We start from the raw sequence: 13,825 nt of genomic DNA, 5'->3' as shown, positions 1-13,825 counted from the left end.
ACCATAAGCGGACGCGGGACATCTTTACCGACCGTTGTTTGACTCTCTGCTGACGTCTTGTCGAACGCCTGAGGCCGTGAATTCAGCGACGCGGTCACGGGTGAGCCGGGTCCGCGCGAGACGTCATCGCCGCGCGGATGCCGCGCTGGAGCAGGGCAGGCAGGCACAGTACGGTGCCCAGCGCGCCGATCCACACCGCCACGGCGAGCCCGCCCAGAGCGGTCGCCCCAGCGGCCAGCAGGCTGCCGAGCGCGATGGCTCCCCACAGGAGGAACCGCTGCACCGACCCGACCCGGCCCAGCAGGGCCGCCGGGGTGAGGACCTGGCGCATCGTGATGGAGGTGGGGCTGAAGGCGCCCTCGCCGACGCAGTGGATGATGCTGCCCGCGACCAGCCCGATCGCACCGGTCGGGCCGCCGAGGGAGCCGAGCGCGGGCATGGCGACGATGCCCAGGACGGACACCGAGGCGGCCAGTACGAGCGTGCGCGGCGAGCCGAGTCGGCGGATCAGCCGGGCCGACAGGAGGTTGCCGATCGGGTAGCCCGCTGCAGCGGCGCCGATCACCACGCCGATCCAGCCGGGGGACAGGCCGAGGATGTTGCGGCAGTAGAGCACCAGGCTCGTCTCGACCATGGACAGGAACAGGACGTACGTCGTGCCGCACGCCAGGACGGGACGGAGCATCGGATGCCGGAGCGCGAACCGCAGGCCCTCGGCGATGTCGCGCCGCATCCAGCCTGGCTCGCGGGTGACGCGCGGGGTTGCGGTGCCCGGTGTGTGCGCGGCGTCTGGCTCGTGTGCGACGCCCAAGGCAGCGGTGCCCGACTCGCGGTGGCGGATCAACGCCAGGGAAGCGAGTGAGGCGGCGAAGCTGGCCATGTTGGCCGCGACCGCGCCGACCAGCCCCAGCGCCGCGATGACCGGCCCGGCCGCCATCGGGCCCAGCGCCTTGGCGGCCGACTCCGACAAGGCCAGCCGCGTGTTGCCGCGATGCAGCGCGTCCGCCTCGTCGTACAGGCTGGGCAGGTAGGAGGTGTACGCGACCTGGAAGAACACCACCGCACACCCACTCACCAAGATCAGCGCGAACAGCAGCGGGAACGTCAGCCCACCGGCGACCGCCAGCACCCAGATCGCGCCGAACGCCAGCACCTGCACACCGTCACAGACCAGCATGACGGTACGGCGGGGCAGCCGATCGACGATGGCCCCGGCGGGCAGGCCCAGCGGCAGGAACGGTACGAACAGGGCGAACGGCAGCAACGCGGCCTGCGCCGGGGAAGCGCCCAGGACGGTCACCGCCAGCAGCGGCAACGCCAGCGTCATGAACTGATCCCCGAACAGCGACAGCGACTGCCCCGCCCACAGCAGCCCGAAGTCCCGCCCGGCCGCCCGCTCCGGCGGCGATGTCGTGGCGCCGGAGGTCACGACGCTCATACCGACCGCCAGAAGTCGCGCAGCAGACCCAGTACGGTCCCAGGCTCCTCGACGTGGCCGAAGGAGCCGCTGCGCTCCAGCATCTCGAAGCGCGCCCGCGGGGCGAACCGCTGGAAGTCGAGCTGCAACGCCGGATACAGGGCCCGGTCATACCGCCCGGCCAGCACCATCAGCGGGACGGCGATCTCCGTCAGCCGCGGTCGGAAGTCCGGAATAACCGGCACCTGACCACCGATCACGAAATCGACGTCATCGCCACAGAAGAGCGGATAAAGCGCTTCGTTCCGCGCGCCCGGCTCAGAGGCCAGGAGGGCGGCGTTGGCGGGATCGTAGAACCTGATCAGCGGTGCCGCCGCGGCGAACTCCGCCCGCACGGGCTCATCGGTCGAACGCAGACCGGAGCGCCGCAGCGCCTGGATGCGCTCCCACGTCTCGGGCAGTTGGGTGGCCAGCTCACGGTTGATGTTGGCGTGGTTGAGCTGCCACATCTCCGGGCTGTGCAGGGTGTTGGCCAGGGTGAGGGTCGTGACGAGATGCGGGTGGTCCAGGGCGATGGCCTGGGCGATCAGGCCGCCGTAGGAGAAGCCGTACAGGTGCGCGGGGCCGAGCTCGGTGAGCAGGGCGGCCACGTCGGCCACGTCGCCCGCGAAGGTGATCTCGCCCAGGTCGGCCGGGCGGTCGGAACGGCCACGGCCGTGCAGGTCGACGTAGATCACCCGATGGTCGGCGGCCAGCGCGTCGAAGTGCGGATGGAAGACCACGTGCGAGCCGGCGGGGCCCAGCCCGGCCAGCAGAACGACCGGGTCGCCGCCCACGCCGTCCTGCTCCACCCAGAGGCGGTGGCCGCGGATCTCGTGATGACGGCCGTTCGGGTGCTGAAACATGGCCCGAATTCTGCCGACCGTCGGCCCCCGACCGACGGCGGCGATCGGACCTATATATGCCCTTAAATCGGCCTAAGGGGGTCAGCGGCGGTGCGAGCGGCGGTGGATCATGCTGAACACCATCGCCCCGATCCACACGAAGAACAGCACCTTCAGGATGCCGAACCCGCCGAAGATGAGCCCCACGATCAGCAACCCGAACACAATCGGCAGGAACGGCCCCGGCCCGCGGTGCGGCCGTCCCCACCCCCGGCGCATGTCGCGCTGCCCGTGACGCATCGCGTGCATCTGGTGCCGGTGCGCCTTCATCGCCGCCCGCCAGGCGTCCTTGTCGAACGCCTCAGGCGGGAAGCCGTTCTGCGGCTCGCGGTAGTCGTACTGCCGCCGCTGCCCGGGGAGGTCGGCGGTGACCTGCTCGAGTTCGCGCGCGGTGCGCGCGCCCAGTGTCCGGTCGAGGCGCTGGTCCAGCTCCTCGCGGTCAAGGCGTCCCTGCGCGAAGTGCTCGCGCAGGTCGGCCATCGTCTGTTCGCGCTCGGCGTCGCCGATGCGGAGATCGTTGGGGTCCATGACCGGTTCCTCGCTCTCCCCGAACCGGCCTTCCAGTGTGGCGCCGGTCATGCCGTCACTCCTCGCCCGGGTCGCCGTCGGCCAGAATCTGGTAGAGCTTGCGCCGGGTCTCTACCAGAGTCTTACGCGCTTCGCGGATTTGTGCGTCGCTTCCGGTCTGCAAAATCTGCATCATCGCGAATGTCGACTGGCGTGAGATGTCCCAAAGGTCCGCCGTGTTGTCGTCGATGTCGGGACGCATCTCGTCCCACGGCGCGCGGACCTCGTCGGCGTGCGCCTCGATGTAGGCGAGGCCGGTCTCGGTGAGGCGGAAGGTCTTGCGGCCCTCGTTCTCCTCGGCGACGACCAGCCCCTCGTCGGTGAGCTGCTGGAGCGCCGGGTAGACGGCGCCGGGGCTGGGCTTCCAGCCGCCTTCGCTGCGCTCGGCGATCTCCTGGATGATCTGGTAGCCGTTGCGCGGCTGCTCGGACAGAAGTGCCAGGATCGCGGCGCGTACGTCGCCCCGCTTGGCCTTCCGGCCACCCCGGCCGCCCCAGCCGCCGCGGTGCCCGAACGAGCCGCCGGGACCCCACGGACCCCAGGGGCCGCGCCCGAACTCGGGCGGGAAGCTGCGCCCCCGGCCGCGCGGCCGCTCTTCGTGCGGGCCGCGGTGGTGGTGATGGTGTCCGCCCTGTTCCCACGCCTCGGCCACGGCCTTGAGCGCTTCGCGGGCGGCACGCCTGAACTCTCGTGGCTCGGGCCACGACCTGCCTGCTGCTTGTGCGGAAGTCATGTGAAACTCCTTCTAACGAATGTTCTCGATGCTTCAAAGATATATCGCCAATATGTCGTTCGCAAGCGGTGTCCCAGAGTGAGACACATCACGAAAAAGTTGCGGAATCCGGGAACACGAGACGGGAGAGCACCGTTGTTCAGAGCAGACGAGGTCGTTCCGCGTCGGCAGGGCTGGGGGGTGCTGTCGCCGCAGGAGACGACCTCGTCTGCATTTCCGGGAAAGTCGCCCGGTATGGGGTTGGCAAAGTCGCGAGGCGACGATCGGCCCGAGGAGCGCGCTGGCGGGTCCCCGCGCGTAAAGAACGGCTTTGCCGTACAGTTTTGATCATGATGGGGCATTCGCATGCGATGACCGGGGCCATCGCCTGGCTTGGACTCGCGCCCGGGCTCGCCGCGCTTCCGATGTTGACCGAATCGTCCAGGTACATCGAGACCGGGATCATGGCCAACGCCCTCACTCCGGCCGAGTTCATCGCCGGAGCCATCGTCTGTGCGGGCGCGGCCATGCTGCCCGACCTGGACCACCCGAGCGCGACGATCGCGCAGACGTTCGGGCCGGTCACCTGGGCGCTGAGCAAGGCCGTCAACTGGGTGAGCGGCGGGCACCGGGGGGCGACGCATTCGCTGGTGTTCGCGGTGGCGCTCGGGTTAGGGGCGCACTTCCTGGCCAACACCTATCCGATCGGCCGCGACATCATGGTCGTGCTGCTCATCGGGCTGGCGCTGCGGGCGATCGGCATCGGCATCCCGGGCAACAAGCTCGGCTCGGCGATGATCAACGTCGGCCTGACCGCCGGGCTCTACGCCGTCTTCCTGTCACAAGGGGTCGGCTACGCCTGGCTGGGCATGGCTGTGGCCATCGGCTGCCTCATACACGTCACGGGTGACTGCATGACGGAGCGGGGCTGCCCGGTGCTGTGGCCGTTGTCGGTCCGGTTCGTGCTGCCGTGGAAGATCGGGATCAAGACCGGGCAGACGTTCGAGCAGAAGATCCTGGCTCCCGTGCTGTCCGTCGCCATCATCGGCCTGCTGTTCTGGCGGTTGGCGCCAGTTTAACTTGATGTCGAGATACTTTCCGAGATATCTTGATATCAAGACATCCGCCGCACGTCCCGCGGGTTAGGTTCACCTAACGTTCTTACTGCTCCCGGGGTGCGGCAGGATTCAACTGAGCAAATGTCTATGGAGGAGGCGAATCACCGTGTCCGCGAACAGCTTCGGCAGCCGTGACACGCTACGCGTCGGCGACGCGTCATACGAGATTTTCCGGCTGGACGCCGTCGAGGGCGCTGCCCGCCTCCCGTTCAGCCTGAAGGTCCTGCTGGAGAACCTCCTCCGCACCGAGGACGGCGCGAACATCACGGCCGACCACATCCGCGCGCTGGGCACCTGGGACCCCAAGGCGGCGCCGAGTGTGGAGATCCAGTTCACTCCGGCGCGTGTCATCATGCAGGACTTCACCGGCGTGCCCTGTGTCGTCGACCTGGCCACCATGCGTGAGGCCGTACGAGACCTGGGCGGCGACCCGGCCCGCATCAACCCGCTGGCCCCCGCCGAGATGGTGATCGACCACTCGGTCATCGTCGACTACTTCGGTCACCCCGACGCCTTCCAGCGCAACGTCGAGCGCGAGTACGAGCGCAACCACGAGCGCTACCAGTTCCTGCGCTGGGGCCAGACCGCCTTCGACGAGTTCAAGGTCGTCCCGCCCGGCACCGGCATCGTCCACCAGGTCAACATCGAGCACCTGGCCCGCGTGGTCATGGTCCGCGACGGCAAGGCCTACCCCGACACCTGCGTCGGCACCGACTCCCACACCACGATGGAGAACGGCATCGGCGTCCTCGGCTGGGGCGTCGGCGGCATCGAGGCGGAGGCCGCGATGCTCGGCCAGCCGATCTCCATGCTGATCCCGCGCGTGGTCGGCTTCAAGCTCAACGGCAAGCTGCCCGCCGGCGCCACGGCCACCGACCTGGTGCTGACGGTCACCGAGATCCTGCGCAAGCACGGTGTGGTCGGCAAGTTCGTCGAGTTCTACGGCGACGGCGTCTCCTCCGTGCCGCTGGCCGACCGGGCCACGATCGGCAACATGAGCCCCGAGTTCGGCTCCACCTGCGCGATCTTCCCGATCGACGGCCAGACGGTCGACTACCTGCGCCTGACCGGCCGCTCCGAGGAGCAGATCGCGCTCGTCGAGGCGTACGCCAAGGCCCAGGGCCTCTGGCTCGACTCCTCGGCGCCCGAGCCGGTGTTCTCCGAGTACATCGAGCTCGACCTCGGCACCATCGTCCCGTCCATCGCCGGCCCGAAGCGCCCGCAGGACCGCATCGCCCTGTCGGCCGCCAAGGACACCTGGCGCCGCGACGTACGCAACTACGTCACCGACTTCGACGGCGACGGCGTCGACGAGGCCGTGGAGGAGAGCTTCCCCGCCTCCGACGCGCCCGCCTCCAACTCCCGCGCCAACGGCACCCGCCCGCACAAGACGGTCGCGGTGACGCTGGAGGACGGCACCTCGTTCGAGATCGACCACGGCATCGTCTCCATCGCCGCGATCACCTCGTGCACCAACACCTCCAACCCGTACGTCATGCTCGGCGCGGCCCTGCTGGCCCGCAACGCCGTCGAGAAGGGGCTGACCCGCAAGCCGTGGGTCAAGACCTCCCTGGCGCCCGGCTCGCAGGTCGTCACCGGCTACTTCGAGCGTTCGGGGCTCCAGCCGTACCTCGACAAGATCGGCTTCAACCTCGTCGGCTACGGCTGCACCACCTGCATCGGCAACTCCGGGCCGCTCCAGCCGGAGATCTCCGACGCGATCCAGGCCAACGACCTCGCCGTCACGGCCGTGCTGTCCGGCAACCGCAACTTCGAGGGCCGGATCAACCCCGACGTCAAGATGAACTACCTGGCCTCGCCACCGCTCGTCGTGGCGTACGCGCTGGCCGGGACCCTGGATCTCGACCTCGACACCGAGCCGCTCGGCCTCGGCGCCGACGGTTCGCCGGTCTACCTGCGCGACATCTGGCCGTCGCCCGAGGAGATCGCGGCCGTGGTCCACTCCTCGATCGGGCGCGACATGTTCGAGCGGGACTACGCCGACGTGTTCAAGGGCGACGACCACTGGACGTCGCTGCCGATCCCCACGGGCGACACCTTCGAGTGGGACCCTTCCTCGACGTACGTCCGCAAGGCTCCCTACTTCGAGGGCATGCCCTCGACCCCCGACCCCGTCACCGACATCTCCGGTGCCCGCGTGCTGGTGAAGGTGGGCGACTCGGTCACCACCGACCACATCTCACCGGCCGGCTCCATCAAGGCCGGCACGCCCGCAGCCCAATACCTGCAGGCTCACGAGGTCGCGGTCAAGGACTTCAACTCCTACGGCTCGCGGCGCGGCAACCACGAGGTGATGATCAGGGGTACGTTCGCCAACATCCGGCTGCGCAACCAGATCGCACCCGGCACCGAGGGCGGCTACACCCGCGACTTCACCCAGGCCGACGGGCCGGTGTCGTTCATCTACGACGCCTCGGTCAACTACGCCTCGGCCGGGACGCCGCTGGTGGTGCTGGCGGGCAAGGAGTACGGCTCGGGCTCGTCGCGCGACTGGGCGGCCAAGGGCACCGCGCTCCTCGGCGTCCGCGCCGTCATCGCGGAGTCGTACGAGCGCATCCACCGCTCCAACCTGATCGGCATGGGCGTGCTGCCGCTGCAGTACCCGGAGGGCGCCTCGGCCGCCTCGCTGGGGCTGACCGGCGAGGAGACGTTCGAGATCACCGGGGTGGAGGAGCTCAACAAGGGCGGCATCCCCGGGACCGTGCACGTCAAGGCGGGCGAGGTGGAGTTCGACGCGGTGGTCCGCATCGACACGCCTGGCGAGGCCGACTACTACCGGCACGGGGGCATCATGCAGTACGTCCTGCGCTCGCTCCTCGCGAAGTCGTGAGCTCTCTCGCGAGGGTTCTCTCATGAGGGTGCTCTCGCGAGGGTTCTGAGTCCTCCCGCGCTTCCGTCTCGGCCACCAGCCGGGCGGAGGCTGCCGGGATCCCGTGCCGCCCTTCCCGCGGCCGGGCGGGCGCGACCTCACGCGCCCATATCGGGGGTGAACCACCCGACCCTGAAGAGCCGCCCAGCACCACACGTGCGGGGCGGCTCTTCGCTGTCAGCGGGAGGCGGAGCGGTAGCGCTGGACGGCGAGGGGCACGAAGATCACCAGAATCGCCACCGACCAGAGGACGCCGGCCGTGATCGGGTGCTGGAGCGGCCAGGCGGAGGAGTGCGACGTCGGGTTGCCGAACAACTGGCGCGCGGCGGCGACCATGGCGCTCATCGGGTTCCAGTCGGCGATCGGCTTGAGCCACGCGGGAAGCCCCTCCGTCGGCACGAACGTGTTGGCCAGGAACGTCATCGGGAACAGCCACCCGAACGTCGCCGCGTCCGCCTGAGTGCCGCTCTTGACGAACAGCCCGATGTACGTACCGACCCAGATCATGGCGAAGCCGAACAGGGCCAGCAGGCCGAACGCCGCCGCCGTCTGCCCGAACGTGCCGTGTGCCCGCCACCCGGCCAGCAGCACGGCCGCCGTCACCATCGAGGCCAGCGACAGCAGGTGCAGGGACAGGTCGGCGACGCTGCGCCCGATGAGCACGGCGCTGCGGGCGATCGGCTGGGCGCGGAACCTGTCGATGATGCCGCGTTCCATGTCCTCGCCGACCGCCGTGGCCGCCGCGGTCGCGGTCATCGCCATGACCTGCATGAAGATGCCGGGCATCAGGTAGCTGCGGTAATCGCCCCCGCCGGGGAGGGTGATCGCGCTGCCGAAGACGTAGCCGAACAGGCCGGTCATGATCACGGGGAACACCAGGAATCCGGCTATTTCCGCTGGTTGTGCCCTCATCCTGGAGTAGGTACGGCGAGCGATGGTCAGGGAGTCGGAGATCGTCCAGCGGAGGCGCTCGCCGAGCGTCTTCGGTGGAGCGGGTACGTGGAGCACGGCCATGGGGAGTCACCTCGGAAGATTCGGCCAGGTCAGGTCGCGGTCAGGTGGAGGAACACCTCGTCGAGGGTGGGCCGGCGGAGGGACAGGTCTTCGACCGGGATCATGGCCGCGTCCAGCGCGCCGGCTATGTGGATGAGCGACTGAGCCCCATGCTCGACCGCCACCGTCACCTGCCGCCCATCCACGACCACCACCTGCGGATCACCACCCGCCACCCGGCGACCGCCCGCACGTCGTACCAGGTCGAGGCCCTTGGGGACGTCGGTGGATTCGCGGAAGACGACCTGCACCCGGTCGCCGCCGATCCGCCGCTTCAACTCGGCGGGCGAGCCGGCGGCGGCGACCCGCCCCTGGTCGAGCACCACGATCTGGTCGGCGAGACGATCGGCCTCGTCCAGGTACTGGGTGGTGAGCAGCAGCGTGGTCCCTTCGCCGACCAGGTCGCGCAGCAGCTCCCACAGCCCGAGGCGGCTGCGCGGGTCGAGCCCGGTCGTGGGCTCGTCCATGAACAGGACGGGCGGCGAGACGATCAGGCTGGCGGCCACGTCGAGACGCCGCCGCATGCCGCCCGAGTACGTCTTGACCGGCCGGTTCGCGGCCTCGGCCAGGTCGAACCGCTCCAGCAGTTCCTCCGCCCTGCGCCGGGCCGTCGCCTTGGGCAGGTGGTACAGGCGGCCGAACATCTCCAGGTTGCGCCGCCCGGTGAGCAGTTCGTCGACCGCCGCGTGCTGCCCGGCGAGCCCGACCATGAAGCGCAGCCGCTCCGCGTCCCGTACCACGTCCAGCCCGGCCACCTCGGCGTGGCCGGAGTCGGGGCGGAGCAGGGTGGTGAGGATGCGTACGGCGGTGGTCTTGCCTGCTCCGTTGGGCCCGAGCAGCCCGCAGACCGTGCCCGCCGGGACGGATAAGTCGATGCCCGCGAGCGCACTCCGGCTGCTCGACGAGGTGGGGCTCGACGGCCTCACGCTGCGGCGGCTGGCGGCGGAGCTCGGCGTGCAGGCCCCGGCGCTGTACTGGCACTTCAAGAACAAGCAGCAGTTGCTCGACGCGATGGCCGCGGCCATGGCGGTGGAGCACGAGGGGCGGCCCGTGCTGACGGACCCGGGGTTGTGGCGGGAGTGGGTGGCCGACAACGCCCGCAGGGACCGCGCGATGCTCAACTCCCGCCGAGACGGGGCCAGGCTGGCGGCGGGGACGAGGCCGTCGCCTGAGATGTTCGCCCTGGTGGAGCGGGCGGTGGAGGCGCTGGAGCGGGCGGGGTTCACGGGGGTGGACGCGGCGCGGGGGCTGTTCGCGGTGAGCGGGTACGTGGCCGGGTTCGTCCTGGAGGAGCAGGCCGACCGGACGCGGAGGGGCGTGGACGAGTCGATGCCCGATATGGCGGAGTTTCAGGCACGCTACCCGCGGCTGATGGCGGCCCTGGCGGCGGCCGGCGACCCGCAGGGCGAGGAATCGTTCGAGGCGGGGCTGGCACTCCTCTTGGACGGCATGCGGCTGAGGCTGCCGAGCGGGCACGCCGCCAATTGAGGCGGGTCGGCGACTGTCGACCGCGGGATCTGACACCATGTGGATGGCGGCCGCCCGGCGAACTTTCACTTCGCCGGGCGGCGCCGGTCAGATCATCCGCGTGAGCACGTTAACGGCGTCGGCGAGCACCTCGTCCGGCACTGTGCCGACGTAGAAGTCGAACCGTTCCGGCGAGATGGCGCGAAGCTGCTCCACCATCGCCCAACTGGTCTTGGCCAGACCTGTTCCTTTATGGGCGATCCGGACATGCGTGAGATAGCCGCGTTCTCGCGTCGTCAGCGGAACCGCGAAAACCAGCCCCAGTCGCGAGTGGTTGAGACTGTCATTGCTGAGAATCAAGGCGGGGCGGGGGTAGCCCTGCTCGCGGCCGGCTGGTTCGCCGAAGTCGGCGAACCAGATCTCACCCTGGGTTATCTTCATCTGTCTCCTCGGGGAACGTGATCAGCCCCTCCCACTCCGGCGCGATCCGGCGCGAGCGTGATGGCGGGCCCAGGACAAGCTCTCGTTCGGCGAGGTAGTCGGCCCATGACTCGGGATCTTTCTTCTGGGTCCGCTCGATCTGCTCGTTGAGCCTCTCCCAGAACACTTTCTGCTCGTAGTCGTGGATGGCGTCGACAAGGACTTCGGTCATGCTCCGGCCCTCCTGTCGGGCGATTCGGGCGATGCGATCTCTTGTTGCGACGCTGACGCGCATCGTCGTTGCTTTTTGCTTCATGCGCACACTCCGAAGGCTACGTCGGCGTCTAAGAGGAATCTACATGTTCATGGTCACGTAAAGGGCTGGAACGATAACTAAAAGTGATGATGGTTGACTCTTCTCTATGACTCAGATGGCATTAGTCCTGATTGTTGGCGGTATGGCGGTCTTCGTTGGGGCGATCGTTCAGGGCAGCGTGGGGTTCGGGTTGGGGCTGGTGGCCGCGCCCGTGCTCACCATGCTCGACCACTCCCTGATGCCCGCCGCCATTCAGGTGGTCAACATGACGTTGCCGCTGTTCACGCTGGCCGTGGAGTGGCGGAAGGTGGACTGGCGCGGGGTGGCTTTCGGGGTGCTGGGGCGAGTGCCTGGCGGGGTCATCGGTGCAGTCATCGTGGTCTACATATCTGTCTACACACGAGGCGTCTTCGTGGGGGTCATGGTGCTCGCCGCGGTGGCGCTCACGGCGTGGGCGGTCAGTGTGCCGCGTAACGCCGTGACGGTCGCGGCGGCCGGGTTCGTCTCGGGCATCACCGGCACCGCGACCGGCGTCGGCGGGCCGCCGATCGCGCTGGTCTACCAGAACGCCAAGGGGCCGCAGATCAGGGCGACGCTGGCGATGTTCTTCTTCCTCAGTGCCGCTCAGTCGATCGCTCTGCTGGCTTTCGTGGGGGAGTTCTCCGGGCGGGCGGCGGCCACGGGGGCGGTGCTGATCGTGCCGATGGTGCTCGGATTCCTGGTGTCGGGGCCGCTGCGGCGTTATCTCGACGGCGGCAAGGTGCGGGTGGCGGTCCTGGTGGTGGCTGCGGTCTCGGCCGTCGCCCTCATCGGCCAGAGCCTGGCCGGTTGAGCCACCCGGTCCGTCCGCGCCTCTATGTCATCCGTCCCTGATCAGCCGAGCGGTCATCCGTCCCTGGTCAGCCGAGCGTCAGGCCCTGATCGGCTGACCGTCAGAGCCTGACCGAACGCCGGTGCCAGAGCCTTCCCGGCCGGGAAGGCTCGGCGGCAATTGTCGGTTGGTGCGTTCCCGCAGAAGGCGTTGACCGCGAAGTCCCTGAAGTTCGCGGTGGGGTCGGGGTACGGGCTGACCTTGAGCTGTACGGAAGAGGAGCTGTCAGGCCTATCCCACAAGCCACGGATGAAGAGTGCTGCTCCCGTTCCGGGTGGTCGCATACCAGAGCACCGGCGGCCCAATCTGCTCGTCGCCGCCACCCGCCACCCGTGACCTGCACTTGGAGCGGACTTTCATTGCATGACCACGCGCCATATCGGGTGCCACGAACGGCTGGCACGCCACCTCGATGGAGTAGGGACAGGAGCCTCATCACAGGTGGCGCCCCTTATTGATCACGAGGACGCGCCCGACGGATAAGATCGCCATGATCCACCCTCGACCAGCGCTTTGACCGGTGCTTGACCGGCGTTCCACCCGGATTGGCGCGCCGGGCCGGATGAGACGAACGCCATGCGCGCCAACCTCAGCCAGACGCCGGAGTCAGGCGCGTCGTCACCTGAGTCGGCGCGCGCAACCCGGAACAGCGTTCCCACACCAGCTCGGAGAAAGAACAGCAACCCCGTTCCCTCTCGAAGGAGATGCACGTGCAGCAGCAGCGTCCACGCCTCGCCTCGTCCTTGCTCATCCGCCGATTAGCCGCCCTAGGCCTTGCCGTGATCGTTACGACCGGTCTGCTCGCCGCCCCATCCCAAGCCGCCACGCCCTCCCCCGCGGCCTCGGCCGCGGAAACCACGACCGACCTCGGCGTGACCCTGGGACTGTCCTCTGACATCGCGCTCCCGGCGTCGGTGCTGACACTGACGACTTCGCCGCGGGTGCTGACGGGCATGGAGGTCGTCATCTTCGGGCGGCTCACCCGGGCCGACGGCTCGGCTCTCGGCGCGCAGCCGCTCACGGTGACCCGCCGCCTCCCCGGCGGAACCGACGAGGCGCTCGACGGCGTGACCACGGCGCCCGACGGCACCCTCATCATCAGCGACCAGCCACCCGGTGTCGGCGAGGTGATCTATACCGTCGCCTGGGCCGGTGACGACACCGCTCGCGCAAGCAGCACGGTGGCGGTCGTGACGGTCAGACACCGCTCTTCCCTCACCATGACCGGACCGGCACTCGGCACCACCGGCACGGAGATGCACTTCAGCGGCGTAGTGGAAACGGGCGGCAATCCGCCCCCGCCGGGCAGCACCCTCACGGTGCAGCGCACCGTGCAAATCGGCGACAGCTCCACGAGCACCATGCTGTCGCCGGTCCCCGTCAGCGATGACGGCACCTTCACCTTCACCGACATGCCGGCCACCAGCGGTCGCTACTTCTACGTTGCGCGGTGGGCCGGAAACGGCATGTCAGGACCGGCACGGTCCCTCCACGAGGTCATCGTCAACGACGGCTGACACGAACCGGGAGGGCGTCCGAAATCGGCGGACGCCCTCCCGGCACCTGCTCCCGCCGGTGCTGTAGGTTCCGCAGTTCGGTGTCAGGTGGCAACGTTGCCTGTGCGGCAGGTTCATCCCGCAGGCCTCGGACGCCTACGACCTGGACAAGGGGCCCCGAACTGCAGAGCCGGTCAGGTCATCGAGGGCGGCCAGAACGTCGTCACGGGTGATCTCGCGCAGGTGGTCATAGCGCTGTGACCAGGCCAGAAGGGTGGGCTGGTCGTTGTTCATGTGAGACCAGACGATGTCCGGCTTGTGCGCTGCGGTGCGCGGGCCTTCCTGGTGCGGGGTTCGTGGCCAGTGCTCGGTCTCAGCGAGGATGCCGTCGGCCAGGCCGTCGAGCTTGCGCTCCAGCCAGGCCTCGAAGGAGGGGCGCCGGTCGTCGATGAGCACGCCTGTCGGCGTACGGGTTCCAGTGCAGAGCCAGGTACAGGTAAACGTGCAGAGTTGAACGGCGTGTCCGCTGTGTCTGCAGGGTGGTGATCTTGGAG

The 13,825-nt window shown here is 68.8% G+C and carries 14 protein-coding genes; 5 read left to right on the top strand and 9 right to left on the bottom strand.

Going from position 1 to position 13,825, the window contains the following annotated elements:
- Positions 1–94: 94 nt before the first annotated feature.
- The 4 genes from AB0F17_RS58380 to AB0F17_RS58365 form a co-directional block, all read right to left on the bottom strand.
- The gene (locus AB0F17_RS58380; RefSeq protein WP_358043532.1) at positions 95–1,438 is read right to left on the bottom strand and encodes an MFS transporter; all 1,344 of its coding nucleotides are present in this window, start codon (positions 1,436–1,438) and stop codon (positions 95–97) included.
- Positions 1,435–2,322 (bottom strand): alpha/beta hydrolase, encoded by an 888-nt coding sequence (locus tag AB0F17_RS58375; protein ID WP_358043529.1) that lies wholly within the window; start codon positions 2,320–2,322, stop codon positions 1,435–1,437. The genes AB0F17_RS58380 and AB0F17_RS58375 overlap by 4 nt, the downstream gene beginning before the upstream one ends.
- A gap of 81 nt (positions 2,323–2,403) precedes the next feature.
- Positions 2,404–2,940, bottom strand: coding sequence for a DUF1707 domain-containing protein (locus AB0F17_RS58370; RefSeq protein ID WP_358043526.1), 537 nt, complete (start codon positions 2,938–2,940; stop codon positions 2,404–2,406).
- Positions 2,941–2,944: 4 nt separating this feature from the next.
- Complete coding sequence (locus AB0F17_RS58365) at positions 2,945–3,661, bottom strand: PadR family transcriptional regulator (RefSeq protein WP_358043523.1); 717 nt, start codon at positions 3,659–3,661, stop codon at positions 2,945–2,947.
- 329 nt (positions 3,662–3,990) lie between these two features.
- Between AB0F17_RS58365 and AB0F17_RS58360 the strand changes: the two genes are divergently transcribed.
- Positions 3,991–4,719, top strand: a complete 729-nt coding sequence (locus AB0F17_RS58360) for a metal-dependent hydrolase (RefSeq protein WP_358043520.1) — start codon at positions 3,991–3,993, stop codon at positions 4,717–4,719.
- Positions 4,720–4,864: 145 nt separating this feature from the next.
- The gene (gene acnA, locus AB0F17_RS58355) at positions 4,865–7,609 is read left to right on the top strand and encodes an aconitate hydratase AcnA (RefSeq protein WP_358043517.1); all 2,745 of its coding nucleotides are present in this window, start codon (positions 4,865–4,867) and stop codon (positions 7,607–7,609) included.
- A 216-nt stretch (positions 7,610–7,825) separates the two neighbouring features.
- On the opposite strand, the gene AB0F17_RS58350 is transcribed toward acnA, so the two are convergent.
- Both AB0F17_RS58350 and AB0F17_RS58345 read right to left on the bottom strand, forming a co-directional pair.
- Entirely contained in the window at positions 7,826–8,662 is an 837-nt protein-coding gene (locus AB0F17_RS58350) for an ABC transporter permease (protein WP_358043515.1), read from the bottom strand.
- A 29-nt stretch (positions 8,663–8,691) separates the two neighbouring features.
- A complete protein-coding gene (locus tag AB0F17_RS58345) occupies positions 8,692–9,627 on the bottom strand; it encodes an ATP-binding cassette domain-containing protein (RefSeq protein WP_358043512.1) in 936 nt (311 codons plus the stop codon).
- On the opposite strand from AB0F17_RS58345, the gene AB0F17_RS58340 reads away from it, so the two are divergent.
- Positions 9,575–10,189 (top strand): TetR/AcrR family transcriptional regulator C-terminal domain-containing protein, encoded by a 615-nt coding sequence (locus AB0F17_RS58340; RefSeq protein WP_358043509.1) that lies wholly within the window; start codon positions 9,575–9,577, stop codon positions 10,187–10,189. The genes AB0F17_RS58345 and AB0F17_RS58340 overlap by 53 nt on opposite strands.
- 87 nt (positions 10,190–10,276) lie before the next feature.
- Here AB0F17_RS58340 and AB0F17_RS58335 read toward each other — a convergent pair whose 3' ends face one another.
- A complete protein-coding gene (locus AB0F17_RS58335; RefSeq protein WP_358043506.1) occupies positions 10,277–10,609 on the bottom strand; it encodes a type II toxin-antitoxin system PemK/MazF family toxin in 333 nt (110 codons plus the stop codon).
- A complete protein-coding gene (locus AB0F17_RS58330) occupies positions 10,590–10,910 on the bottom strand; it encodes a hypothetical protein (RefSeq protein ID WP_358043503.1) in 321 nt (106 codons plus the stop codon). The genes AB0F17_RS58335 and AB0F17_RS58330 overlap by 20 nt, the downstream gene beginning before the upstream one ends.
- Positions 10,911–11,046: 136 nt before the next feature.
- Here AB0F17_RS58330 and AB0F17_RS58325 point away from each other — a divergent pair, with 136 nt between their 5' ends.
- Together AB0F17_RS58325 and AB0F17_RS58320 are read left to right on the top strand one after the other, a co-directional pair.
- Positions 11,047–11,736, top strand: coding sequence for a sulfite exporter TauE/SafE family protein (locus AB0F17_RS58325; RefSeq protein ID WP_358043500.1), 690 nt, complete (start codon positions 11,047–11,049; stop codon positions 11,734–11,736).
- A 749-nt stretch (positions 11,737–12,485) separates the two neighbouring features.
- Positions 12,486–13,292: a hypothetical protein gene (locus tag AB0F17_RS58320; protein WP_358043497.1), complete on the top strand. Its 807-nt coding sequence runs from the start codon at positions 12,486–12,488 to the stop codon at positions 13,290–13,292.
- A 135-nt stretch (positions 13,293–13,427) separates the two neighbouring features.
- Here AB0F17_RS58320 and AB0F17_RS58315 read toward each other — a convergent pair whose 3' ends face one another.
- Positions 13,428–13,727 carry a hypothetical protein gene (locus tag AB0F17_RS58315; RefSeq protein WP_358043494.1) on the bottom strand — a complete coding sequence of 100 codons (300 nt, stop codon included), beginning with the start codon at positions 13,725–13,727 and terminating at the stop codon, positions 13,428–13,430.
- Positions 13,728–13,825 lie beyond the last annotated feature (98 nt).

The sequence above is a fragment of the Nonomuraea sp. NPDC026600 genome (assembly GCF_040638335.1).
Taxonomy (GTDB): Bacteria; Actinomycetota; Actinomycetes; order Streptosporangiales; family Streptosporangiaceae; genus Nonomuraea.
Note: the sequence above shows the minus strand (reverse complement) of the source record. Positions and strands in the feature narration are given on the sequence as shown.